Raw genomic sequence first — 24,478 nt, 5'->3', positions numbered from 1 at the left:
ACGACGAAGCCCCGCCCGGATCGACATGTCCGGGCGGGGCTTCTCGGTCTCGGGTCAGCGGACGTACGTCTTGAGGATCTCCGTGTCCAGTTCGATGTTCATCGGGCCGGGGATGCGGACCTTCTCGCCGAACTTCGCGGTGTGTACGTCGCGGTAACCGCCGACGTGCCGGTCAGGGCCGCTGTGCACGGTGACGGTGCACGAGTCCCGGTCGATCAGCAAATACAGAGGGATCCCGGACTGCCCGTACGCCGCAGGCTTCTCGTGGCGGTCCCGCCGGTCGGTGTCGGAGTCGTACGAGGTGACCTCGACGACCATGAGGGCACCCTCGGGGTCGGCCCACTCGCCGTGCCCCGCGAAGTGGGCCTCGGGAGTGACCACGGCATCCGGTTTCGCCCTGCCCCCTCGATAGGACTCCACCCTGAGCCCTCGGCCCTGATACAGATCCAGGTCGGGCCTGGACTGCATACAGCGCCGTGCAAGCCACGTCACGATCGTGTCGTGGTCTCCGTCCGCCACCGCTTTGACTCCGATCCGTCCGTTGATGAACTCCAACGTGACGGTCTCGGGAGCGGCGGAAGCGATCGTTTCGAACTCCTCCACCGACATCTGAGACGTGCGCTCGGCCATAACCGTCATGTTGCCCCCCTTTCCGGGCGAAGGCCAGTGTCGCCAGCGGGCGTCGGGGCGGGGCGCACTTCGCCGTCGACCACACTTTCGAGTGACCGGGAGTCCACGCAGGCGCGGCCGCATACGCTCAGCCCATGCCGCCCGCCAGGAAACGCCCCCGCGCCTACGACCCCGCCAAGACCCGCAAGGCCGTCCTGGCCCAGTTCGGGCACGTACGGGAGGCGATGGGCGTCCTCACCCAGGAACAGCTCGCGCTGCCGACCCGGCTCGGGGAGTGGACCGTACGGGACCTGGCCGCACACCTCACCATGGCTGTGGAGAGCGTCAACCGGGCCCTGGACCTGCCCGAGCCCCCGAAGGCCGAGCTGAACCCCCTGGACTACGCCTCCGCCACCGCTGCGTACGCCGGTGCCATCGCCGAGGGCAGCCACGACCTGGCCGAGGCCCACCCCGACGTCGTCGCCCTCTACGCGGGGGTGGAGCAGCGGATCACCGAGGGGCTCGCGGCCGCTCCGCGCGACCGGGTCGTCGACACCCGCGCCGGCGGCATGGCGCTCGACGACTACCTCCTCACCCGCACCATCGAGCTCGTCGTCCACACCGACGACCTGAACGACGCCGTCCCCGGTCTCGACATCCTGTACGACCGGCACGCCCTGGCCACCTGCGTCCGGCTGCTCGCCGACACCCTCGCTGCGCGGGCGCCCGGCGGTTCGACGGAGGTGCGGATCCCGCCGTACGCCGTCGTGCAGTGCGTGGAGGGGCCCAGGCACACCCGGGGCACCCCGCCGAACGTCGTCGAGACCGACCCGCTGACCTGGATCCGTCTCGCCACCGGCCGCCTGGAGTGGGCCGCCGCCCTGGACGAGGCGAAGGTCGGCGCGAGCGGGGAGCGGGCCGACCTGAGCGCCCTGCTGCCCCTGATGAGCTGATCCGGACCCGGAAATCCCGGTGGAACCGCCCACTCACCTCACCCGTCCCACCGCCATGGACAAGCGACTGCGACTGACCCTCACCGCCCTGGCCGTGCTTCCGCTTCCGCTGCTCGCGGCCTGTGGTTCCGAGTCGGCCGGCGACTCCGGCAGCGGCAACGTCGGCTCGAACACGACGAAGGCCTCGGTCACCGGGGTCCGCTGGAAGGTCGACAGCCTCACCGTGGGCGGGAAGACCGAACAGGCCCCCGACAGCGCCTATCTGAAGATCGCCGACGACGGCGAGGTCAACGGCAACTACGGCTGCAACACCTTCGGCTCGACCGCCGCCTTCGACGACGACGGCATCGACTTCGAGGCGGGCCGGTCCACCGAGATGGCCTGCGGCGACGCCCCGATGAAATTCGAGGAGAGCTTCGCCCGCACGCTCGACACCGGGAGGTTCACGGCCGAGACCGCCGACGGCGGGCTCACCCTCACCACGGGTGACGGGGACTCCGTCAAGCTGACGGAGGAGAAGTCCGCCGAGCTGTACGGCACCAAGTGGCGAATCGATTCCCTCATGGACCACGACGTCGCCACCTCGCTCCCCGAGGCCGCGCAGGGCAAGGCCTGGTTCACCCTCGACAAGAAGGCCGGGACGCTCAGCGGGAGCGTCGGCTGCAACGACATCTCCGCGAAGGCGACGGTGAGCGAGGACCGGATCACTCTCGGCAATCCGCGGACGACCCGCAAGATGTGCTCCGACTCACTCATGGCCGCCGAGCGGAGCCTCCTGGACCTTTTCAAGGGCACGGTGGAGTATCGGATCGATCACCGCAGTATCACGCTGACCAGCGAAAACGACGAGGGTATCGGTGCCGTCGCCGACAAGTGACGGGTGAGGGGCCGCAGTCGGGAACCGGGGCGGGCGAGATCAGCGGATTCGGACCGGTGCGCGATCTCGCCTACACTCGGTGGCGTGCCACGTGGTGACGGACGACTCAACCACGACCTTCTCCCCGGTGAGAAAGGCCCCCAGGACGCGTGTGGCGTCTTCGGTGTCTGGGCCCCGGGCGAAGAGGTCGCGAAGCTCACTTACTTCGGGCTCTACGCCCTCCAGCATCGGGGCCAGGAATCCGCGGGTATCGCGGTCAGCAACGGCTCCCAGATCCTCGTCTTCAAGGACATGGGCCTCGTTTCCCAGGTCTTCGACGAGACCTCGCTCGGTTCGCTCCAGGGTCACATCGCGGTCGGTCACGCCCGCTACTCGACCACCGGTGCCTCCGTGTGGGAGAACGCCCAGCCCACCTTCCGTGCCACCGCGCACGGCTCCATCGCGCTCGGCCACAACGGCAACCTGGTCAATACCGCCCAGCTCGCCGAGATGGTCGCCGACCTGCCCAAGCAGGAGGGCCGTACGCCGCGTGTGGCGGCCACCAACGACACCGACCTGCTCACCGCGCTCCTGGCGGCCCAGGTCGACGAGGACGGCAAGCCGCTGACCATCGAGGAGGCCGCCCACACGGTCCTCCCGCAGGTGCTCGGCGCCTTCTCCCTCGTCTTCATGAACGAGCACACCCTCTATGCGGCGCGTGACCCGCAGGGCATCCGCCCGCTGGTCCTCGGCCGCCTGGAGCGCGGCTGGGTTGTCGCCTCCGAGTCCGCCGCCCTCGACATCTGCGGCGCCGCCTATGTCCGCGAGATCGAGCCGGGCGAGTTCATCGCCATCGACGAGAACGGTCTGCGCAGCTCCCGCTTCGCGGAAGCGAAGCCCAAGGGCTGCGTCTTCGAGTACGTCTATCTGGCCCGCCCGGACACCGACATCGCCGGCCGGAACGTGTACCTCTCCCGCGTGGAGATGGGCCGCAAGCTCGCCAAGGAAGCCCCCGTCGAGGCCGATCTGGTCATAGCGACCCCGGAGTCCGGCACCCCGGCCGCCATCGGCTACGCCGAGGCCTCGGGCATCCCGTTCGGTGCGGGTCTGGTGAAGAACGCGTACGTCGGACGTACGTTCATCCAGCCCTCCCAGACGATCCGCCAGCTCGGCATCCGTCTGAAGCTGAATCCGCTGAAGGAAGTCATCAAGGGCAAGCGCCTGGTGGTCGTCGACGACTCGATCGTCCGCGGCAACACCCAGCGCGCCCTGGTCCGGATGCTCCGCGAGGCGGGCGCGGCGGAGGTCCACATCCGGATCTCCTCGCCGCCCGTGAAGTGGCCCTGCTTCTTCGGCATCGACTTCGCCACCCGCGCCGAGCTCATCGCCAACGGCATGACCATCGACGAGATCGGCACCTCGCTGGGCGCCGACTCACTCTCGTACATCTCCCTCGAAGGCATGATCGAGGCGACCACCATCGCCAAGCCGAACCTCTGCCGTGCCTGCTTCGACGGTGAGTACCCGATGGACCTGCCGGACCCCGAGCTGCTCGGCAAGCGGCTCCTGGAGACCGAGCTGGCGGCGGGCCCCGCCGCCACGGCCGCGGCCGACGCGATCCGTCGCCCGTAAGACTGCCCGTAGACAGCCGGTAACACCTGCTTACCTGCCGCAGTACGACACGAAAGTTCTCACCGTCATGTCTGAGACAACTGGTGCCAGCTACGCAGCCGCGGGCGTCGACATCGAGGCGGGCGACCGCGCCGTAGAGCTGATGAAGGAGTGGGTGAAGAAGACGCAGCGCCCCGAGGTCCTCGGCGGCCTCGGCGGCTTCGCCGGCCTCTTCGACGCCTCCGCCCTCAAGCGCTTCGAGCGCCCGCTGCTCGCCTCCGCCACGGACGGCGTCGGCACGAAGGTCGACATCGCCCGGCAGCTCGGCGTTTACGACACCATCGGCCACGACCTGGTCGCGATGGTGATGGACGACATCGTGGTCTGCGGCGCCGAACCGCTGTTCATGACCGACTACATCTGCGTCGGCAAGGTCCACCCCGAGCGGGTCGCCGCCATCGTCAAGGGCATCGCCGAGGGCTGTGTCCTGGCCGGCTGCGCCCTCGTCGGCGGCGAGACCGCCGAGCACCCCGGCCTCCTCGGCCCGGACGACTTCGACGTCGCCGGCGCCGGCACGGGCGTCGTCGAGGCGGAGCACCTGCTCGGCCCGGATCGTATCCGTACGGGTGACGCGGTGATCGCCATGGCGGCCTCCGGCCTTCACTCGAACGGGTACTCGCTGGTCCGCCACGTCCTCCTGAACCAGGCCGGTCTCTCCCTGGACGCCGAGATCGCCGAACTCGGCCGCACCCTCGGCGCGGAGCTCCTGGAGCCCACCAAGATCTACTCGCTGGACTGTCTGGCCCTCACCCGCACCACCGAGGTCCACGCCTTCAGCCATGTCACCGGCGGCGGTCTCGCGGCCAACCTGGCCCGTGTGATCCCCGACACCCTCCACGCCACGGTGGACCGCTCCACCTGGACCCCGGCCCCGATCTTCGACCTGGTCGGCAGAACGGGCCAGGTCGAGCGTCTGGAGCTGGAGAAGACCCTGAACATGGGCGTGGGCATGATCGCCATCGTCCCCCAGGAGTCCGCGGACGTCGCCCTGACGACCCTGGCCGACCGCGGCGTCGATGCCTGGGTGGCGGGAGAGATCACGGATCGTGCCGACCACACGACAGGCGCGGAACTGGTGGGCGACTACGCGCGCGACTAGAACACCGAAACGCCCCTTGGACGGCATGGCCGCCCAAGGGGCACGGGGAACCGCGCGACCAGCCACAACGCATCCGCACGCACCCCCACACAGAGGGCCTCTGCCCACTGGGTGCCGGTAATCGGAGCGAGGCAGCACGAAGCCCGGTCCGGCGGTGGAAACCCACCAGGACCGGGCAAGCGCAGCGGTACGGAGTCAAGCCCCGCGACGATGCGACGCAGGACCGGACTCCTCGTCCTCGTCCTCATCGTCGTCGTTGTAGAGATCCGCGTACTGGGAGTACGGGTCGTCGTCGTCTTCGTCATCTTCGAACGGCTCGCCATTCGGCGGCTGGCTCGAAGTCGAAGCGCCCAGCTCATTGGCCAGACGCGAAAGATCAGTACCGCCGCTGCTGTACTTCAGCTGGCGGGCGACCTTCGTCTGCTTGGCCTTTGCCCGGCCGCGCCCCATGGCTCGACCCCCTCGGATACGGGGCTCGGTGGCCCCAGAGTCTTGACACGCGTTCATGATCTAGAACGGACTCTCCGTGGAGAGACCGGTCCGTAGGGCTTCCACGGTACCTGAGCCCACGCCCATACGGTACGTCGCCCGCAGGACGTGCCCGTGCCCAGAACCTGCGAGGAGCCCTTTCCCCGCTGGTCAACGGTGATTTTAACCGTTTCTGGGCGAGCGACCCGCCGACGGAAGTGAGAGTTCTCTCTAAAGCCGCCGACGGGTACCGGCCGACGCCGTACGAACACCGCATGAGGGTCGTACGGCGCGTCCGCCGAGACTCAGCGACCGCGTGCCGCGACCGCCTCGTGCATCCGCTGCTCGGCGATCCGGTCGGCCGCGGCAGCCGGCGGAATGCCATCCGTCTTCGCACGTGCGAAGATTGCCAGCGTGGTGTCGAAGATCTTCGCGGCCTTCGCCCTGCACCGCTCGAAGTCGAACCCGTGGAGCTCGTCGGCGACCTGGACGACCCCGCCGGCGTTCACCACGTAGTCCGGTGCGTAGAGGATCCCGCGGTCGGCGAGGTCCTTCTCGACACCGGGGTGCGCGAGCTGGTTGTTGGCCGCGCCGCACACCACCTTGGCGGTGAGCACGGGCACGGAGCGGTCGTCGAGAGCCCCGCCGAGCGCGCAGGGCGCGTAGACGTCGAGCCCCTCGGTCCGGATGAGCGCGTCCGTGTGCGGGACCGCGGTGACCCCCTCCGGATGCCGGTCGAGGATCCGCCGTACGGCGTCCTCGCGCACGTCCGTGATCACGATCTCGGCGCCCTCCGTGAGCAGATGCGTCACGAGGTGGTGGCCGACCTTGCCGACGCCCGCGATGCCGACTCTGCGGCCCCGCAGCGACGGATCGCCCCACACGTGCTGGGCGGAGGCCCGCATGCCCTGGTAGACGCCGAAGGCGGTCAGGACGGACGAGTCGCCCGCGCCGCCGTTCTCGGGGGAGCGGCCCGTCGTCCAGCGGCACTCGCGTGCCACGACGTCCATGTCGGCGACGTAGGTGCCGACGTCGCACGCGGTGACGTACCGGCCGCCCAGCGAGGCCACGAACCGTCCGTAGGCGAGCAGCAGCTCCTCGCTCTTGATCCGGTCGGGGTCGCCGATGATCACGGCCTTGCCGCCGCCGTGGTCGAGACCGGCCATGGCGTTCTTGTACGACATCCCGCGCGCGAGGTTCAGCGCGTCGGAGACGGCCTCCGCCTCGGTCGCGTACGGGTAGAAGCGCGTGCCGCCGAGAGCGGGGCCCAGCGCGGTGGAATGGATGGCGATGACGGCCTTGAGGCCGCTGGCCCGGTCCTGGCAGAGCACGACTTGCTCGTGACCGCCCTGGTCCGACTGGAACAGGGTGTGCAGGACGCCGTCAGATACATCGGTCACGGTGGTGACTCCTGGGTAAGAAGCGGCGGTTGCTGACAGGTCCCCGTATGGGTGGCGGGGACTGTGAGCATGAGATTAGAGCCTGCGTCCGCCGTACAGCGGCGCAGCCTCAGGATCACCCCACTCCCGGAGTACGGACGTGGTGCGATCCGCACAGTTTTCCGGCCCGCCCGTGTGCGGGTTCGGCAGGTTTCCCCGGTGGCAGCCGGGGGAGGGAGCAGGCGTGCCCAAGGTGTCCTCGGTGATCGTCCCGTACGCGTCCTACCTCCGCGTGTATGAGCCGTTGGCGGCCTTCGCCGAGCCGGAGCGCGGCCACTGGACCCGCTACGCCAGGCGCACCGACCGCCCCTCGTACCAGGACGAGCTGCGTCGCTCGCTGGCCGACCTGCTGCCGACCCCGCCCGTCCCGGTGCCGGTGCACGAGAGCGGCGACGCCTTCGTGCTGGACGTCGACGGGGTGGTCTGCGTCTGCCCCTGGCGGACCCGGCTGCGCGGCTGGCAGGCGCTCGGCGACCTGGCCGAGGAACTGCCGGTCCCGGTCCTGGACGCGGTGCTGCCGCCCCTGGTGCGGCACCAGGCGAGCCAGGACTACGAGCGGTGGATGGCCGGCAACCCCGACGCCCGCCCGTGGATCCGTACGGCGACCTGGCAGGTGCCGCTGAACTGGTTCGTCCTCGTCTCGGACGACGAGCGCACCTACGAGAAGGGTTCGGGCGAGAGCTCGCCGGTGCTTCGCTATCGCACTCCCATGGTGCAGGCCCGGCGGCGCGTGGCGCGCGGGCTGCGGACCCTGCGCGACACCATCGACGAGGGGCCGCTCATCGACGGCCTGATCGACGTGGGCCGCTGGCTGGAGGAGTTCCACCCGCGCTCGCTCGTCGAGCTGGACTACGGCGGCCTCGTGCACGTCCTGCCCGCCGCCGAGCTGGACGGCGACCACTCCGCCGCCGACGCCGCCGAGGGCATCGAGGCACTCCGCGACGGGGACGGTCTCGCCGCCGGGGAGGCGTACGGGCGGCTGGTCGAGCGCTGGCGGGCGGTGCGGGACCGGCGCTCGGCGAACTGAACCGGGCCGAACCGGTTGAACCGACTCAACCTCTCGGCCGTACTTGTGACTTGTGGGGCCAGTGGGAAAAGGCTTTCCATGAAGGCCGAACCATGGTGAACTGTCCACCCTTGACCCAAGCTTGACGCAACGCAGTTTCATGCGGGGCGTCGGTGGGGGGACGTAGGTCCCGATCCGGGCTTTTGCGTCAAGAAGCCGCCAAGCGTGACGGATTGCACTTACGCGGGCCTTGCCTCTTACGCACCTCCTCGTGTCAAAATAGGACAAGGAGCCCGGGGGAGGCTCCTTCTGCCCACGTATGGGTGGAATCTCAGCATTGCACGCTAATGGGGGGTCCCGTGACTCCTGCACGCCGCTGTGACTGATCGTCACAGCGGCGTGACTGTCCGCTATGGCATGGTCCATCGGCATCCGTCGCTGATGAACACCTGGGAGGGCAATTCCATCGGTTTGGCCGACGTGGCTGGACGGATGGTGTAGTTGTAGTGCCGAGGACAAGCCGTTCGTCCTATAACCGACTCGACTCGCGTCCGCCATTTCGGGCAACGCGGGTCAAGGTGCAGAATTTAGAGGAAAGAACCGAGAAGGTTCGGTTCTCCCGAGGAGGCCGCTCATGACCGCTCGCACCCCTGATGCCGAGCCGCTGCTGACCCCGGCTGAGGTCGCCACCATGTTCCGTGTCGACCCCAAGACGGTCACGCGGTGGGCGAAGGCCGGCAAGCTCACGTCCATCCGTACGCTCGGCGGACACCGCCGTTACCGCGAGGCTGAGGTCCGCGCACTGCTCGCGGGCATTCCGCAGCAGCGCAGCGAGGCCTGAACCCTCGTTTGACAGGGCATTTCGGCTGGTCCCCCAATCGGCCGGGAGCCTGGAAACACCGCTCAAGCAGCTCCGAACGACGCGGGTTCTGCCCCAACAGATCCCACGCCCGAGCCACACAGAACTTTCCGGGAGGCCCCAGGCCCCCTGGGCATCGTCAGGCAAGCAACAAGGGTGCGTCGTAGATCGCGCTGGACTCCGCCGGGTCCAGCGCGATCTTTTTTTGTGCCCTGGACCGGGGGTTCGGGTCCGGATGCGAAGGGTTGTGCGCGGGCTTGTCGGACTCTGGGGAGGGCTGTCGGATCTCCTGTGCAGGGCCTCAGGGGGTGGTGCAATTGCACATATTAAATTGACCAGTTGTATGAGGCCTGTAAGAGACGGCGTTCCGGAAACTCATACCGTGACACCCGTCACATGTCGGGATCCTTGTCGCCCCTGCACCATCTGCGGTACTGAGGCCAGGAGTTGAGCGGGGCGAGCCCTAGCCGAGTGTGTTCCCTGCGGGACGCGTCTCACGCCTTGGAGGGCGTCTCCTCCTCCGCGTTCCCCTCCGCGCCCTCCTCGCCGCCCGCCCCGTGCTCCGTCGCCAGCCGCAGCAGGCGGTGGCAGATCGGGCAGTGGCGGGTGAGGTGGCGGTACGAGGAGGCGGCCGACAGGTGAGCACGGAGCAATGCGCGGGTCTCGTGCCGAGCGGACGCCGCCATACGCCACCTCCGGGGTCTCTGGGCCCTGAATCTGAGGTACCGGCGGAATGTGACGCCGTCAACCCTCACCGCGCGGATGGGGCCGCCGCAGGCAGCCCCTCAGGGGTGCGGGGGGCTACGCGACCAGCCACACCCGCCCCGTGCGCCCAACAGCCCCAATCCCCGAGCTCTTGGGTGTAGGTGGGGTCGAAGGGGCGGCAGCCCCGGGGCGGGATGGGTGAGGGTGGCGGGGGCGAGAAGAGCCGCCGCACACGACAAGAGGCCCGCATCCTCACCGGATGCGGGCCTCTTGCAATCGTGCGGTCCTGACGGGATTTGAACCCGCGGCCTCCACCTTGACAGGGTGGCGAGCACTCCAAACTGCTCCACAGGACCAGGTTTCGCAGTCCGCGCCTTGTTGCCGCGCTGGCCTGCGAGAAGAGACTGTACAGGAGCGGGACCCCACGGTCGAACTCACCCGGAGTGAGCGGCCCGTTACGGAACGGCGGCGTCGATCGCCTTCACGATCCGCTTGTCGGAGACGGGGTAGGCCGTACCGAGGGCGTGCGCGAAGTAGCTGACACGCAGTTCCTCGATCATCCAGCGGATCTCCAGGACGGACGAGGGGACGGGCCGGCCCCGGGGCAGCTGTTCCAGCAGCCAGGCGTACTCGTCACGCATCTCGTGGACCTTCTCCATGCGGGCCGTGTCCCGCTGGACGCCGGTCGGCATCTGCTGCAGCCGCCGGTCGGCCGCCACCAGATAGCGCATCAGGTCCGGCAGCCGGCGCAGCCCCGCCTCCGTGACGAACCCGGGCTTCACGAGGGCGTCCAGCTGCCCCCGTACGTCGGCGAGGTTGGCGAGGAGGGCCGGGCTGCGGGTGGACTTCAGGCGGCGCTCACAGGCCTGCCAGGCGGCCAGCACCTGCTGCACCTGGCCGACCGTACGGACCGTCGTGTCGACGATCTCGGCGCGCACCTTGTCGTACAGCTTGCGGTACGACGACTCGTCCCACGCCGGTCCGCCGAATTCGGCGATCAGCCGGTCGGCCGCCGCCATCGCGCAGTCGTCGAACAGCGCCTGGATCGAACCGTGCGGATTCGCGGACAGCGCCAGCTTCTGCGCGTTCGTCAGCTTTTCGGAAGCGAACTTCGCGGGGTTGACCGGGATGTTGCGGAGGATGAGCCTGCGGGTGCCCTTCCACATCGCCTCGGTCTGCTCGGCCTCGGTGTCGAAGAGGCGTACGGAGACGGTGTTCGCCGTCGGTCCGTCGGCCGCGTCGTCGACGAGTGCCGGATACGCCTTCACCGGCTGCCCGGCCCGGCGGGTCTCGAAGACGCGGGTGAGCGAGCCGATCGTCCAGTCCGTGAGGCCCTTGCGCTCCAGGGACTCGCCGCCCTCGCGCTCGGCGGTGGCCGCGGCAGCCTGGGAGAGGGCCTGGCGCGCCTTCGGCTTCAGCCGCAGCCGCAGCGCCTCCAGGTTCTTGTCCTCGGCGAGGTTCCGGCGCCGTTCGTCGACGATCCGGAAGGTGATCTTCAGGTGGTCGGGGACCCGGGACCAGTCGAAGTCCTCGGGCGTCACCGGCACGCCCACCATGCGCTTCAGCTCGCGGGCCATCGTCACCGGCAGCGGCTCCTGCAGGGGGACCGCCCGGTCCAGGAAGCGCTGCGCGAAGTTCGGCGCCGGCACGTAGTTCCTGCGGATCGGCTTCGGGAGGGAACGGATCAGCTCCGTCACGACCTCCTCCCGCAGACCCGGGATCTGCCAGTCGAAGCCCTCGTCCGTGACCTGGTTGAGGACATGGAGGGGGACGTGGACCGTCACGCCGTCCGCGTCGGTGCCCGGCTCGAACTGGTACGTGACACGGAACTTGAGCTGCCCCTGGCGCCAGGAGTCCGGGTAGTCGGCCTTCGTGACCGCCTCCGCCGACTCCCGGATGAGCATCTCCCGCTCGAAGTCCAGGTAGTCGGGCTGCTCATGGCGCTTGTGCTTCCACCAGGAGTCGAAGTGGGCGCCGGAGACGACATGTTCGGGGACCCGCTGGTCGTAGAAGTCGAAGAGGGTGTCGTCGTCGACCACGATGTCCCGGCGTCGGGCCCGGTGCTCCAGCTCCTCGACCTCGCTGAGGAGCCTGCGGTTGTCGGCGAAGAACTTGTGGTGCGTCCGCCAGTCGCCCTCGACGAGCGCGTTGCGGATGAACAGCTCGCGGCTGGCCTCCGCGTCGATCCGGCCGTAGTTGATCTTCCGCTGGGCGACGATCGGTACGCCGTACAGCGTGACCTTCTCGTACGCCATCACGGCCGCCTGGTCCTTCTCCCAGTGCGGCTCGCTGTACGTCCGCTTGAGGAGGTGCTCGGCGAGCGGTTCGACCCACTCCGGCTCGATCCTCGCGTTGACGCGCGCCCAGAGGCGGCTCGTCTCCACCAGTTCCGCCGACATCACGAAGCGCGGGGGCTTCTTGAAGAGGGCCGAGCCCGGGAAGATCGCGAACTTGGCGTTCCGGGCGCCCAGGTACTCGTTCTTCCCCGTGCTTCTCCCGGTCTCCCCTCCGGCGTCCTTCACGTCCTTCATGCCGATGTGGGAGAGCAGGCCGGCGAGGAGGGAGAGATGGATGTGCTGCTCGGGTGCGTCGTCCTCGCTCGGATGGATGTCCATCTGCTTGGCGACCGTGCGCAGCTGGCTGTAGATGTCCTGCCATTCGCGGATCCGCAGGAAGTTCAGGTACTCCTGCTTGCACATCCGGCGGAAGGACGACGAGCCGCGTTCCTTCTGCTGCTCGCGGACGTACCGCCACAGGTTGAGGTAGGCGAGGAAGTCGCTCGTCTCGTCCTTGAAGCGGGCGTGCTGCTGGTCCGCCTGGGCCTGCTTGTCGGCGGGGCGCTCGCGCGGGTCCTGGATGGAGAGCGCGGCGGCGATCACCATGACCTCGCGGGCACAGCCGTTCTTGTCGGCCTCGACGACCATGCGGGCCAGCCGCGGGTCGACGGGCAGCTGGGAGAGCTTGCGGCCCATCGGGGTCAGTCGCTTGCGCAGGTCCTTCTGCGCCGGGTCGAGCGCGCCGAGCTCCTGGAGGAGCTGGACGCCGTCGCGGATGTTGCGGTGGTCCGGCGGGTCGATGAAGGGGAACTTCTCGATGTCACCGAGGCCGGCCGCGGTCATCTGGAGGATGACGGAGGCGAGGTTCGTACGGAGGATCTCGGCGTCCGTGAACTCGGGGCGCGCCTCGAAGTCGTCCTCGGAGTAGAGGCGGATGCAGACGCCGTCGGACGTACGGCCGCAGCGGCCCTTGCGCTGGTTGGCGCTGGCCTGGGAGATCGCCTCGATCGGGAGCCGCTGGACCTTGGTGCGGTGGCTGTAGCGGCTGATGCGGGCGAAGCCCGGGTCGATGACGTACTTGATGCCGGGGACCGTGAGGGAGGTCTCGGCGACGTTCGTGGCCAGAACGATCCTGCGGCCCGTGTGCGGCTGGAAGACCCGGTGCTGCTCGGCGTGCGAGAGCCGGGCGTACAGGGGCAGTACCTCCGTGAAGCGGTACTGCTTCTTGATCAGCGCGTCGGCGGTGTCGCGGATCTCCCGCTCCCCGGAGAGGAAGACGAGGATGTCGCCCTTGCCCTCCCCCTGAAGCTCCTCGACCGCGTCGCAGATCGCGGTGATCTGGTCGCGGTCGGCGTCGTCGCCCTCCTCCTCAAGGAGGGGGCGATAGCGCACCTCCACCGGGTACGTACGGCCGCTGACCTCGACGATCGGGGCGTCGCCGAAGTGCCGGGAGAAGCGCTCGGGGTCGATGGTCGCGGAGGTGATGACGACCTTGAGGTCGGGGCGTCTGGGCAGCAGCTGGGCCAGGTAGCCCAGCAGGAAGTCGATGTTGAGGGACCGCTCGTGGGCCTCGTCGATGATGATCGTGTCGTAGGCGCGCAGCTCGCCGTCCGTCTGGATCTCGGCGAGCAGGATGCCGTCCGTCATCAGCTTGACGAAGGTCGCGTCCGGGTTCACCTGGTCGGTGAAGCGGACCTTCCAGCCCACGGCCTCACCGAGAGGGGTCCGCAGCTCCTCCGCCACGCGCTCGGCGACCGTACGGGCGGCGATACGACGGGGCTGCGTATGCCCGATCATGCCGCGGACGCCGCGCCCCAGCTCGATACAGATCTTGGGGATCTGGGTCGTCTTCCCGGACCCGGTCTCACCCGCGACGATGACGACCTGGTGATCGCGGATGGCGGCCGCGATGTCGTCCTTCCGCTGGCTGACGGGCAGCTGCTCGGGGTACGAGACGGCCGGTACGCGCGCGGCGCGCTCGGCCATGCGGGACTCGCCCTTGGCGACCTCCGCCTCGATCTCGGCGAGGACGGCGGCCCGGGCCTCGGGCTTACGGATCTTGCGCGCGCCTTCGAGCCTGCGTCCGAGCCGGTGCGCGTCGCGCAGGGACAGCTCGGCCAGGCGGGGGGCGAGGGCGCCGAAGGCGGGGGCAGGTGGCGTAGACATACGGGACCCAGGATCTCACCTCGACGAAACGAGGGGCGAACGCTTTTGCGTCCGCCCCTCGCCCGATGCCTGTGATGCGCGTTACCGCACGTCGACGTAGTCCTCTTTGCCGCTGCCGACGAAGTGCTTGCTGTCGGGCTTCGCGAAGACGGGCACCCAGGTGCCGTCCTGCCGGGCCGTGAATCCCTTGCTGAAGGAACCGTTCGACTTCGAGGTGACGGTCGTCATCAGGTACCAGGTCTTCTTGCCCTTGGGCCGGAAGAGGATCTGGACCTTCTCGGAGCCGTACGCCTTCCACGTGGACGCGTCGGCCTTGCGCTCCTGGAGCACGCCCTTGACGGTGACCGTGCGGCCCTTGCGGACCGGCTCGGGCGAGGCGTTCGCGTCCTTGATCCGGGTGAGGACCCGGTTCTCGCGCGACGAGCCGCTGATGGTGCCCTTGACGTCGTACGTCGTGGAACCTGCGTACTTCAGCCGCCAGTAGCCGTCCGTGTGGCCCGGCACCTTGACGTGGAACTGCTCGTCGAAGCCGGTCTTCACGGTCTTCTCGGTGGTCCAACCGGTCCTGCCGTCGGGCGAGTACTGGACGGCGACGCTCACCCGCTCGCTGTGGTCGTCCCCGGTGATCCCGAGCGTGCCGGAGAGGCTGAGCTCGGCGTACTCGTCCAGCGAGGCCGTGAACTCCCGGAACTTCGTCGTCGCGGTGACCGCGACCGAGACGTCGGCGGTCGCGGTGCGTTGGATCCAGGCGTTGTACGGGTACGGCGAGAAGGCCACCTCGTACACGGTCTTCTGGTACGGGCTCGCCACGAAGCCGAAGCGGCCTTCGGCGTCCGTGGTCGCCTCGATCGGGTCGGCGGTGCTGCTGTTCTTGTGGTCCATCTCCAGCGGGATGCCGGACAGGGGCTTCCACTCCGAGCCGCTCTGGTACTCGAGCGTGCCGGAGACCGTGATCCTGTCGCCCGCCGTGGGGTGGAAGCTCGCCTTGTCGAGGACGAGGCGGGTCGGTGCCGCCTTGGGTGCGATGTCGACCCAGGAGGTGTCGGCGTAGCCCAGGTCACCCTGGTACGTGGCCCAGGCCCAGCCGCCCTCCGCCAGCTCGCGGGAGACGGAGAAGTGGCCCTTCTCGTCCGTGGTGGCGGTCGTCTCGATCCGCCGGCCGATCCTGAGGTCCACGGACTCGCCCGGCAGGGGCTCGGTCGCGCGGGTGCTCGGATCGCGCACGACCAGGTCACCGCTGACCGTGACCGTCCTGTCGTCGATGGTCGGCGCGGTGGGGGTGACGGCGAAGTCCTGGAGGACCGGCTGCTTGCGGTACCGCAGTGTGCCGGCGTTCTTCCGGACCGTGGTCTCGCCCGCGCTCGTGGTGGCCTCGACGTCGATCGTGTAGTCGCCCAGGGTGTCCAGGTGGACGGGGGGCGAGGACCACACGCCCTCCCAACTGCTCACCCAGTAGGACTGCTTGAAATCGGTGACCGTGGCCACGGGGGCGTCCGACTCGGCGCTGCCGACGGGGCGGAGCGTCGCGGTGATCTCCGTGACGTCCTCGCCGATCGCGCTGCCGTGGTTGAGACGTACGTCGATGGCTGCCCAGTCGCCGGAGCTGCCCGCCTCCTTGACGACCGGAGCGTCGGCGTGTGCCGTGCCGGGTATCGCGAGCAGGGAGAACAGGACGGCGCCGGCCGTCACAAGCCCCCTGGTGATGCCTCTCAAGAACCCCCCTCAGGTTTCCATGAGCGACGAAAACCCCCTCCGGTCGTCCGGAGGGGGTTTTCGTTCGATGTGGCTGGGGCCGGGATCGAACCGGCGACCTATCGCTTTTCAGGCGATCGCTCGTACCAACTGAGCTACCCAGCCACGGTGCTCGCGTGGAACACCAGCGGTCCTGACGGGATTTGAACCCGCGGCCTCCACCTTGACAGGGTGGCGAGCACTCCAAACTGCTCCACAGGACCAAGCTTGTGCGGGACTAGTCTCGCACAGGGTGTTGCGTGCCCCCAACGGGATTCGAACCCGTGCTACCGCCTTGAAAGGGCGGCGTCCTAGGCCGCTAGACGATGAGGGCTATCGGCCCGCCTGCGCGCTTCTCAGCGCGTCGGGGACGTGTTGAAGCATATGGGATGGCAGGAGGTATCGCCAAAACGGTTTACGGGCCGCTGGGGGACTCGCTGGTCGACGTCCTTCCGGAAGGCGCCGGGGACTGCTCGTCCCCCGGTCGGGCACCCGGCTGGTTCTCCTTCGGCAGATGGCGGCTGACCTCGGCCGTCGTCAGACCCAGGCCGCCGAGCTTGATCTCGTCCCAGGCCTGGAGGCGGCGGGTGTCGCGGTCGAGGTACAGGACCGAGGCCTCGATCGGGTCGGGGTGCTTGCCCTCCACGGCGCGCAGACCGCTGCCGCCGGTCGAGCCCTCGATGCGCAGGCGGGTGCCCTCGTCGAGGACCTCCATCTCCGGGTGGTGCAGATGCCCGGCGAGGACGAGCGGGACGTCGCCGTCCGTCTCCCGGGCGGCGTCCGGGTTGTGGGCGATCGCGATGTCCACGGGGGTGCCCGCCGCCTTCTGGGCGCGCAGGGCGTCCGCCAGCCGCCGCCCCGCCACCTCCTCCGAGGGCAGACCCGACTTGCCGGTCGAGCGGTCCGGGGTGAACTGCGGGTCCCCCATCCCCGCGAAGCGCAGCCCACCCACGGTCACCGCCCTCCCCTCGTCGAGGACGTGCGCGTTGTCGATGCCCTCCAGATAGCGCTGTGTCGTGCGCGAGTCGTGGTTGCCGCGCACCCAGACGTACGGGGCCCCGAGGTCGGCGATCGGGTCGAGGAAGCCGTTCTCGGCGGCGGAGCCGTGGTCCATGGTGTCGCCGGAGTCGACGATGACATTGATCTCGTACTGCTCCACCAGCGAGGCGATGATCTTCCAGCTCGCGGGGTTCAGATGGATGTCCGAGACGTGCAGGACACGGATGGTGGTCGGGTCCGGCTGGTACGCGGGGAGTGTGGACGTGACGTCGTACAGCTTGGTCACGTTCGTCACCAGGCGGGCCAACTCCTGCTGGTAGACGTCGAACTCGGTGACGATGCTGCGCGCGTTGCCGACGATCGAGGGTGCGGAGGAGAGCAGACCCGAGAACTTCGGCTCCAGGACGGAGTTCGGGTTCCAGGTCGCGGCGGCCGTCCCGCCGGCGCCGGCCAGGAGCACGAAGGCGAGGCCGCCGGCGGCCAGGGCGCGGCGGGGGCGGCGGTACACGGCGAGGCCGAGCGTGGTGGCCCCGACGACGACGGCGACGCCGGACCGTACGGCCAGGTCGATGGTGCCGTGCTGCACGTCGGAGGCGATCTCCTCCTGCAGCCCGGAGATCCGCTCGGGGTGGTCGACCAGGGCCTGGGCACGCTCCGGGTCGAGCTGGTCGACGTTCACGTCCAGGCGTACGGGGGCGTTGTGGCTCTGCAGCTCCAGGGCGCCCAGCGGAGAGACGTTGATCTTCGTGCCGCCGGTGAGGGACGGGCGCAGGGTCATCGTCGTGTTCATGGGGCCGACGGGCGTGCGTACGTTCCCCACGATCAGCAGGCCCAGCCAGGCGCCGAGCAGGACGACCGAGACCAGGCCGAGCGCGCGCGCCCAGGGGTGGGGGTGGTGGACCAGCTCGAAGGTCGGGTGCGCGCGGCGCGAGCGATAGTGCCGGGCCAGGGCGCGGGGGGCCCGCGGCATGGCCCGGAGGATGCGGCGCAGGGTCGTGCGCGGGGTGTCGGCGGCGGTGGCTGGGGCGGCGGGGACGCTGGCCATTGGTCCCGTATGCCCATGGATGGGGGCGGATATGCGGCGGGAGGTCGTGAGGGTCCTGGGGGGCGGGGGACTGGAGTCGGGTGGTTGTGCGTGCTGCGCCGGTCGTCGTGCGTGGTGTGCCGGGCTGTTGCGTGTCCTGTGTGGCTTCGCGCCGCTCGTATCTCTCGTACGCGCGGGTCGTGGGGATCGGGGTGCACGGGGGGCTGCCGGACCGGATCATCCCAGGGGTGTTCATCACCCCTGGTCAGGGGCAAGGTGGGCGCGTGTCGGGAACGCCGGGAGGTCAGCCCCAGCCCAGTTCGTGGAGCCGTGCGTCCTCGATGCCGAAGTGGTGCGCCACCTCGTGCACGACAGTGACGGCCACCTCGTGGACCACGTCCTCCGGCGTCTCGCAGTAGCGCAGGGTGGGGCCCATGTAGATCGAGATGCGGTCCGGCAGGACTCCGGCGTACCACTCCCCGCGCTCCGTGAGGGGGGTCCCCTCGTAGAGGCCCAGTAGCTCCGGGTCGTCGGCGGGCGGTTCGTCCTCCACGAACACCGCCACGTTGTCCATGACCCGCGTCAGCTCAGGCGGGATCTGGTCCAGGGCCTCACTCACCAGTTCTTCGAACGCGTCGCGCGTCATCTCCAGCACAGGGCCATTGTCAACGACGGGGCGCGTAAGCGGAGGGGCACGAAGGCCCCGCCTGTCCGCCACGGGGGCACGGCGGACGGGCGGGGCGGCTCGGGTGCCGCTCGGATGGTGAACGTCCGGGAGTTGTCCCGGAGCGGTCTGGTCCCCCACCGGTACGGAAGGGGTGGGTACGGGCGGGGCCGCTCGGGTGCCGCTCGGATGGTGAACGTCCGGGAGTTGTCCCGGAGCGGTCTGGGCCCCCTCCGGTACGGAAGGGGTGGGTACGGGCGTCGGGTACGCGCGGGTGTGCGGGGCCGTTCGCGCGGTTCCCCGCGCCGCTTCGGGGGTGCTGCTCCGGCCGAGGGCTGTGAAGTGCGGCACGCGTAGGGGCGTCGGGCGGCGCGTGTCTTCTTGTGGGCGGCGGGAGTTGGGCAGGGGGACTCCCCTTTTTGCCCCCTCGGAGGTGGCCGCCGTGCGCGCCTTGAACGTATCCGTCCGTCTGGCCGCCACGGTCATGGCCGTAGCGGCAGCCGCCGGCTGTATGAGCGTGGGGGACGAGGGGCGGAAGCCCGGCCCGTCGCCGTCCGCGGGGCAGCGGGGCGGTGAGAAGCCGGACGGAGGCTCCGCGGTGACGGGCGGGGGCGGTACGGGGTACCAGTCCGGGCAGGGGAAGCGGCGCGGCTCCGCCTCACCCGACCCCTCGGCGTCCAGGTCCGCCTCCGCCGCCCCGTCGGCCTCCGGGGCCGCCGAACCGTCCGGGAAGGCGACGCCGCCCAAGGGGGGCAAGGACGAGGGGGACGGGGGGCGGCCGGAGCAGCCCGAGCCGACGAAGGCGGAGCCGACTCCCCCGCCGACGGTGGCGGAGCCCCAGCCCGAGCCGTCGAAGCCGGTGGAGTCGCCGGCGCCGGAGCCCTCGGCCGAGCCGTCGTCGTCCGCGCATGAGCAGGGGGCGCAGTTGGTGGAGCGCGAGCCGGCGCCTCAGGCCGGGGATGCGGTGTAGAGCCTGGGGAGTTGGGGAGTTGGGGAGTTGGGGAGTTGGGGAGTTGGGGGTCGAGGGGCCGGGTCGGGCGTGCGTTCGGGGCGTGTTCGGGTGGGGGTGTCTGTTCGGTTGCCCCGTGCTCGACGTGGGGATTCCGCACCCGTTCGTCGTCGGCGCTCACCTGCCGCCCGAGGTGTCAGCGCCTGACCTGCGGTTATCCGCCCAGTTTGCCTTGGTGGGTGGTGGGTGCGTATGGTGGTAGATCGTTTGATCCCATTGCCCGGCGCCACCACAGAGCGCGCCGTGTGGCGCGTACTCTCCCTTGCCGTGGCGGACCGCATAGAGGCGGTCGTGTGCGAATCACGGAGTTGACGGGCGCGTGCCGACGAGACTCCGGAAGGTTTCGCATACGCATGTCCATTTCCAGTACTGATCACGTCGTCGTGCCCGAGAACGGCGAAGACGTCGAGAACATCGAGAGCATCGAGAACGTCTCCGTCGAGGCGGCGCCCGAGGTCACCTTCGCGACCCTGGGCCTCCCCGAGGGCGTTGTGCGCAAGCTCGCGCAGAACGGCGTGACCACCCCCTTCCCGATCCAGGCCGCGACCATCCCGGACGCCCTGGCCGGCAAGGACATCCTCGGCCGTGGCCGCACCGGCTCCGGCAAGACCCTCTCCTTCGGTCTGCCGCTGCTGACGCAGCTGTCCGGCAGCCACACGGAGAAGAAGAAGCCCCGCGGCATCATCCTCACGCCGACGCGTGAGCTCGCGATGCAGGTCGCGGACGCCCTCCAGCCGTACGGCGACGTCCTCGGCCTGAAGATGAAGGTCGTCTGCGGCGGTACGTCCATGAGCAACCAGATCTACGCCCTGGAGCGCGGCGTCGACGTCCTCGTCGCCACCCCGGGCCGACTGCGCGACCTCATCAACCGTGGCGCCTGCTCCCTCGAGAACGTCCAGGTCGCCGTGCTCGACGAGGCCGACCAGATGTCCGACCTGGGCTTCCTGCCCGAGGTCACCGAGCTGCTCGACCAGATCCCGGGCGGCGGCCAGCGCATGCTGTTCTCGGCCACGATGGAGAACGAGATCTCCACGCTGGTCAAGCGCTACCTGAGCAACCCGGTCACGCACGAGGTCGACAGCGCCCAGGGCAACGTCACGACCATGTCGCACCACATCCTCATCGTGAAGCCCAAGGACAAGGCGCCGGTCACCGCCGCGATCGCCTCCCGCAAGGGCCGCACGATCATCTTCGTCCGCACCCAGCTGGGCGCCGACCGCATCGCCGAGCAGCTCTGCGACTCCGGTGTGAAGGCCGACGCGCTCCACGGCGGCATGACGCAGGGCGCGCGTACCCGTGTGCTGGAGGACTTCAAGAAGGGTTACGTCAACGCGCTGGTCGCGACCGACGTGGCCGCCCGCGGTATCCACGTCGACGGCATCGACCTGGTCCTGAACGTGGACCCGGCCGGTGACCACAAGGACTACCTGCACCGCTCCGGCCGTACGGCCCGCGCGGGTCGCAGCGGCACGGTCGTGTCCCTCTCCCTCCCGCACCAGCGCCGCCAGATCTTCCGCCTGATGGAGGACGCGGGCGTCGACGCCTCGCGCCACATCATCCAGGGCGGTACGGCCTTCGACACCGAGGTCGCCGAGATCACCGGCGCCCGGTCGATGACCGAGGTCCAGGCCGAGTCGGTCGACAACGCGGCGCAGCAGGCCGAGCGCGAGGTCGCCCAGCTCAGCAAGGAGCTGGAGCGTGCCACGCGCCGCGCCTCCGAGCTGCGCGACGAGGCCACCCGGCTGACCGCGCGTGCCGCGCGGGAGCGGGGCGAGGACCCGGAGGCGGCCGTCGCCGCCGCGGAGACCACCGCCACCGTCGCCGTCGAGGCGGACGGCGCGCCGGTCGAGGCCACGGCCGCGATCGTCGAGCAGCCGACGTACGAGCGTCCCTCGAACGACCAGCCGCGTCAGCGCCGTGACGAGCGGGGCAACGGCGGTTACGAGCGTCGTGACAACGACCGTGGCGACCGTGGTGGGTTCCGCCGGGACGACCGCCGCGACGGTGAGCGCGGTGGGTTCGACCGTCGGGACGACCGTCGGGACGGCGACCGCGGTGGCCGTTCGTTCGAGCGTCGTGACGACCGTGGTGGCAGTGGCTTCCGTCGGGACAACGACCGTGGTGGCCGTACCTTCGAGCGTCGTGACGACCGTGGCGGCAGCGGCTTCCGCCGGGACAACGACCGCCGTGACGACCGTCGGGACGGCGACCGTGGTGGCCGTACCTTCGAGCGTCGTGACGACCGTGGCGGCAGCGGCTTCCGCCGGGACAACGACCGTGGCGGGTTCGAGCGTCGTGACGGTGAGCGCGGTGGGCGTACCTTCGAGCGTCGTGACGACCGTGGTGGCAGTGGCTTCCGTCGGGACGCCGACCGTGGTGGCCGTACCTTCGAGCGTCGCGACGAGCGTGGCGGCCACCGGGGCAGCGACCGTCCGGTCAACCGTGACCGGCAGGGCGGCGACCGTCCGGGCTTCCGCTCCGGCGGCCACGAGCGTCCGTACGGCCGTCGTGACGACCACCGAGGCACCGGAACCGGCACCGGCACCGGCTCAGGCTCGGGCACCGGCTCCTCCTTCGGCCGTCGTGACGAGAAGCCGCGCTGGAAGCGCAACGGCTGACGTCGATCGCTGAGCCGACGGTTGAGGCCGACGGTTGAGGCTGGCGGCTGACGCCTGCTGATTTGTCGAAGGGCCCGTACGACTCCGGTCGTACGGGCCCTTCGGGCTTGTTCTGCCCGGCTCTGCCCTGCTCTGCCCGGCTCTGCTGTGTTCCGCCTTTGCTCTGCCCGGTTCCCGCCCCGGTTCCCGCCGGTTTTCGGCCATGGTGTGGCGCATGTCACGTCCCTGGGAAGGGAATTGCTGGGGGCATGACAGATGACGACATAGCCCGTGGGGCAGCCGGGGCTTCGGCTCCGGACTCTGTGTCGGTCTCGGTGTCCGACGAGGAACGCCTCGCCCAGCTGGGCTACACGCAGGTCCTCGCCCGCCGTATGTCCGCGTTCTCCAACTACGCGGTCTCCTTCACGATCATCTCGGTCCTCTCCGGCTGTATGACCCTCTACCTCTTCGGCATGAACACCGGCGGGCCCGCGGTGATCACCTGGGGCTGGGTCGCGGTCGGCCTGATGACGCTCTTCGTGGGCCTGGCCATGGCCGAGATCTGCTCGGCCTATCCGACCTCCGCCGGGCTGTACTTCTGGGCCCACCGACTGGCACCGGAGCGCAGCGCGGCCGCCTGGGCGTGGTTCACGGGCTGGTTCAACGTGCTCGGCCAGGTCGCCGTGACCGCCGGCATCGACTTCGGCGCGGCGTCCTTCCTGGCGGCGTACCTGAACCTCGAGTTCGGCTTCGAGGTGACACCGGGCCGGACGATCCTTCTCTTCGCCGCGATCCTGCTGCTGCACGGCCTCCTGAACACCTTCGGCGTACGCATCGTCGGCCTGCTGAACAGCATCAGCGTGTGGTGGCACGTCGTGGGTGTCGTCGTCATCGTCGGCGCGCTCGCCATCGTCCCCGACAGCCATCAGTCGGCGTCGTTCGTGTTCACCGAGTTCGTCAACAACACGGGCTGGGGCAGCGGGCTGTACGTGGTGCTGCTGGGCCTGCTGATGGCGCAGTACACCTTCACCGGGTACGACGCCTCCGCCCACATGACCGAGGAGACGCACGACGCGTCGACGGCCGGCCCCAAGGGCATCGTCCAGTCCATCTGGACGTCCTGGGTGGCGGGCTTCGTCCTCCTCCTCGGCTTCACCTTCGCCATCCAGTCCTACGACGGTGCCCGCGAGTCGGCCACCGGGGTGCCGCCCGCGCAGATCCTGCTCGACGCGCTCGGCGCGACCGGCGGCAAGCTGCTCCTCCTCGTCATCATCGGCGCGCAGCTCTTCTGCGGGATGGCCTCCGTCACCGCCAACAGCCGCATGATCTACGCCTTCTCACGCGACGGCGCGCTCCCGTTCTCGCACGTCTGGCACACGGTCAGCCCGCGTACCCGCACCCCCGTGGCGGCGGTCTGGCTGGCGGCGGGCGGCGCGCTGGTACTGGGGCTCCCGTACTTGATCAATGTCACGGCGTATGCCGCCGTCACCTCGATCGCGGTGATCGGCCTCTACATCGCGTACGTCATCCCGACCCTGCTGCGGCTGCGCAAGGGCGACGCGTTCGAAAAGGGGCCCTGGCATCTGGGCCGCTGGTCGCGGGCGATCGGCATCATCGCGGTGATCTGGGTCTTCGTGATCACCGTCCTGTTCATGCTCCCGCAGCTGGCTCCGGTCACCTGGGAGAACTTCAACTATGCGCCCGTCGCCGTGCTGGCGGTGCTGGGTTTCGCCGCGATCTGGTGGGTCGCTTCCGCCCGCCACTGGTTCCTCAACCCCGAGCACGAGCGCAGCGTGGCCCGGGAGGCGGCGCGGAAGGGGGCGGGGGCGCCGTAACGGATCGGTCGGTCGGGGGCGGGTGTTCCTCCGGGGGACGGGGTTCGGGTGCCGGGCCGGACGAGGGCTCGGGCGCCATGCCGGACGGAGTTCGGGCGCCGTGCCGGAGGGAGTTCGGGCGCCGTGCCGGAGGCGGTTCGGGCACCATGCTTCACGGGGTTCGGGGACCAGCCAACTCGCCCCACTTCCGGCGATCTTCCGCCCGTTCTGTTCTACGGCGGACCTTTTTGCGGCTCGCCGACGCGGCCGGGTCACCGATACCCGATCGGAGTCCCGGCCACGTCCGGCTATGCTCGGGGAGGCAACATCGCCGGGGCCCTTAGCTCAATTGGCAGAGCAGTGGACTTTTAATCCATTGGTTGTGGGTTCGAGTCCCACAGGGCCTACGCAAGAGCCCCCAGCTCAGAGGTACTTAGAGCTGGGGGCTCGGTCGTTCTCGTACCGTCTCGTGTCGTCCTGCTGGCCCGCTGCTGGCCCGAAATCCTGGCGACAACGAGCACGGGCGGCCACCC

Annotated in this window: 17 protein-coding genes and 5 tRNA genes; 10 read left to right on the top strand and 12 right to left on the bottom strand. The window is 69.5% G+C overall.

Translation table 11 applies throughout. The features are described from left to right. Positions 1–54 precede the first annotated feature (54 nt). On the bottom strand, positions 55–639 hold the full coding sequence (locus OG858_RS22040) for a Uma2 family endonuclease (protein WP_086747747.1): 585 nt from the start codon (positions 637–639) through the stop codon (positions 55–57). Between the two features lie 125 nt (positions 640–764). On the opposite strand from OG858_RS22040, the gene OG858_RS22035 reads away from it, so the two are divergent. From OG858_RS22035 to purM, 4 genes are all read left to right on the top strand, one after another. Further along, positions 765–1,562 (top strand): maleylpyruvate isomerase family mycothiol-dependent enzyme, encoded by a 798-nt coding sequence (locus OG858_RS22035; RefSeq protein WP_086747746.1) that lies wholly within the window; start codon positions 765–767, stop codon positions 1,560–1,562. Between the two features lie 55 nt (positions 1,563–1,617). Continuing rightward, positions 1,618–2,439: an META domain-containing protein gene (locus OG858_RS22030; RefSeq protein ID WP_086747750.1), complete on the top strand. Its 822-nt coding sequence runs from the start codon at positions 1,618–1,620 to the stop codon at positions 2,437–2,439. A gap of 84 nt (positions 2,440–2,523) precedes the next feature. Further along, a complete protein-coding gene (gene purF, locus OG858_RS22025; protein WP_086747745.1) occupies positions 2,524–4,050 on the top strand; it encodes an amidophosphoribosyltransferase in 1,527 nt (508 codons plus the stop codon). Positions 4,051–4,117: 67 nt separating this feature from the next. Next, on the top strand, positions 4,118–5,188 hold the full coding sequence (gene purM, locus OG858_RS22020; RefSeq protein WP_086747744.1) for a phosphoribosylformylglycinamidine cyclo-ligase: 1,071 nt from the start codon (positions 4,118–4,120) through the stop codon (positions 5,186–5,188). Positions 5,189–5,383: 195 nt separating this feature from the next. Here purM and OG858_RS22015 read toward each other — a convergent pair whose 3' ends face one another. Next, positions 5,384–5,638, bottom strand: coding sequence for a DUF3073 domain-containing protein (locus OG858_RS22015; protein WP_037689336.1), 255 nt, complete (start codon positions 5,636–5,638; stop codon positions 5,384–5,386). Between the two features lie 323 nt (positions 5,639–5,961). After that, the gene (locus tag OG858_RS22010) at positions 5,962–7,056 is read right to left on the bottom strand and encodes a Leu/Phe/Val dehydrogenase (RefSeq protein ID WP_328544559.1); all 1,095 of its coding nucleotides are present in this window, start codon (positions 7,054–7,056) and stop codon (positions 5,962–5,964) included. A 223-nt stretch (positions 7,057–7,279) separates the two neighbouring features. On the opposite strand from OG858_RS22010, the gene OG858_RS22005 reads away from it, so the two are divergent. Together OG858_RS22005 and bldC are read left to right on the top strand one after the other, a co-directional pair. Next, a complete protein-coding gene (locus tag OG858_RS22005; protein WP_086747742.1) occupies positions 7,280–8,122 on the top strand; it encodes a hypothetical protein in 843 nt (280 codons plus the stop codon). 613 nt (positions 8,123–8,735) lie between these two features. Beyond that, on the top strand, positions 8,736–8,942 hold the full coding sequence (gene bldC / locus OG858_RS22000) for a developmental transcriptional regulator BldC (RefSeq protein WP_003949541.1): 207 nt from the start codon (positions 8,736–8,738) through the stop codon (positions 8,940–8,942). 512 nt (positions 8,943–9,454) lie between these two features. On the opposite strand, the gene OG858_RS21995 is transcribed toward bldC, so the two are convergent. From OG858_RS21995 to OG858_RS21955, 9 genes are all read right to left on the bottom strand, one after another. Continuing rightward, positions 9,455–9,646 (bottom strand): DUF6274 family protein, encoded by a 192-nt coding sequence (locus OG858_RS21995; protein WP_086747741.1) that lies wholly within the window; start codon positions 9,644–9,646, stop codon positions 9,455–9,457. A 300-nt stretch (positions 9,647–9,946) separates the two neighbouring features. Beyond that, positions 9,947–10,021 (bottom strand) — tRNA-Asp (locus OG858_RS21990). 99 nt (positions 10,022–10,120) lie between these two features. Beyond that, a complete protein-coding gene (gene hrpA, locus OG858_RS21985; RefSeq protein ID WP_328544560.1) occupies positions 10,121–14,107 on the bottom strand; it encodes an ATP-dependent RNA helicase HrpA in 3,987 nt (1,328 codons plus the stop codon). 81 nt (positions 14,108–14,188) lie between these two features. Then, complete coding sequence (locus OG858_RS21980; RefSeq protein ID WP_328544561.1) at positions 14,189–15,820, bottom strand: hypothetical protein; 1,632 nt, start codon at positions 15,818–15,820, stop codon at positions 14,189–14,191. Positions 15,821–15,890: 70 nt separating this feature from the next. After that, positions 15,891–15,964: transfer RNA gene (locus tag OG858_RS21975), tRNA-Phe, on the bottom strand. A 23-nt stretch (positions 15,965–15,987) separates the two neighbouring features. Beyond that, positions 15,988–16,062: transfer RNA gene (locus tag OG858_RS21970), tRNA-Asp, on the bottom strand. A 37-nt stretch (positions 16,063–16,099) separates the two neighbouring features. Beyond that, positions 16,100–16,172, bottom strand: a tRNA-Glu gene (locus OG858_RS21965). A gap of 81 nt (positions 16,173–16,253) precedes the next feature. Further along, the gene (locus OG858_RS21960) at positions 16,254–17,882 is read right to left on the bottom strand and encodes a metallophosphoesterase family protein (RefSeq protein WP_327744296.1); all 1,629 of its coding nucleotides are present in this window, start codon (positions 17,880–17,882) and stop codon (positions 16,254–16,256) included. 283 nt (positions 17,883–18,165) lie between these two features. Further along, complete coding sequence (locus OG858_RS21955; RefSeq protein WP_319069439.1) at positions 18,166–18,516, bottom strand: metallopeptidase family protein; 351 nt, start codon at positions 18,514–18,516, stop codon at positions 18,166–18,168. A gap of 442 nt (positions 18,517–18,958) precedes the next feature. Between OG858_RS21955 and OG858_RS21950 the strand changes: the two genes are divergently transcribed. The 4 genes from OG858_RS21950 (at position 18,959) to OG858_RS21935 (ending at position 24,352) form a co-directional block, all read left to right on the top strand. Then, positions 18,959–19,495: a hypothetical protein gene (locus tag OG858_RS21950; protein WP_406197412.1), complete on the top strand. Its 537-nt coding sequence runs from the start codon at positions 18,959–18,961 to the stop codon at positions 19,493–19,495. Between the two features lie 392 nt (positions 19,496–19,887). Further along, complete coding sequence (locus OG858_RS21945) at positions 19,888–22,152, top strand: DEAD/DEAH box helicase (RefSeq protein ID WP_328544562.1); 2,265 nt, start codon at positions 19,888–19,890, stop codon at positions 22,150–22,152. A 248-nt stretch (positions 22,153–22,400) separates the two neighbouring features. Continuing rightward, positions 22,401–23,966, top strand: a complete 1,566-nt coding sequence (locus tag OG858_RS21940) for an amino acid permease (protein WP_256961149.1) — start codon at positions 22,401–22,403, stop codon at positions 23,964–23,966. Between the two features lie 313 nt (positions 23,967–24,279). After that, positions 24,280–24,352 (top strand) — tRNA-Lys (locus OG858_RS21935). Positions 24,353–24,478: the final 126 nt, after the last annotated feature.

It is taken from the genome of Streptomyces europaeiscabiei, from assembly GCF_036346855.1.
Classification (GTDB): domain Bacteria; phylum Actinomycetota; class Actinomycetes; order Streptomycetales; family Streptomycetaceae; genus Streptomyces; species Streptomyces europaeiscabiei.
Note: the sequence above shows the minus strand (reverse complement) of the source record. Positions and strands in the feature narration are given on the sequence as shown.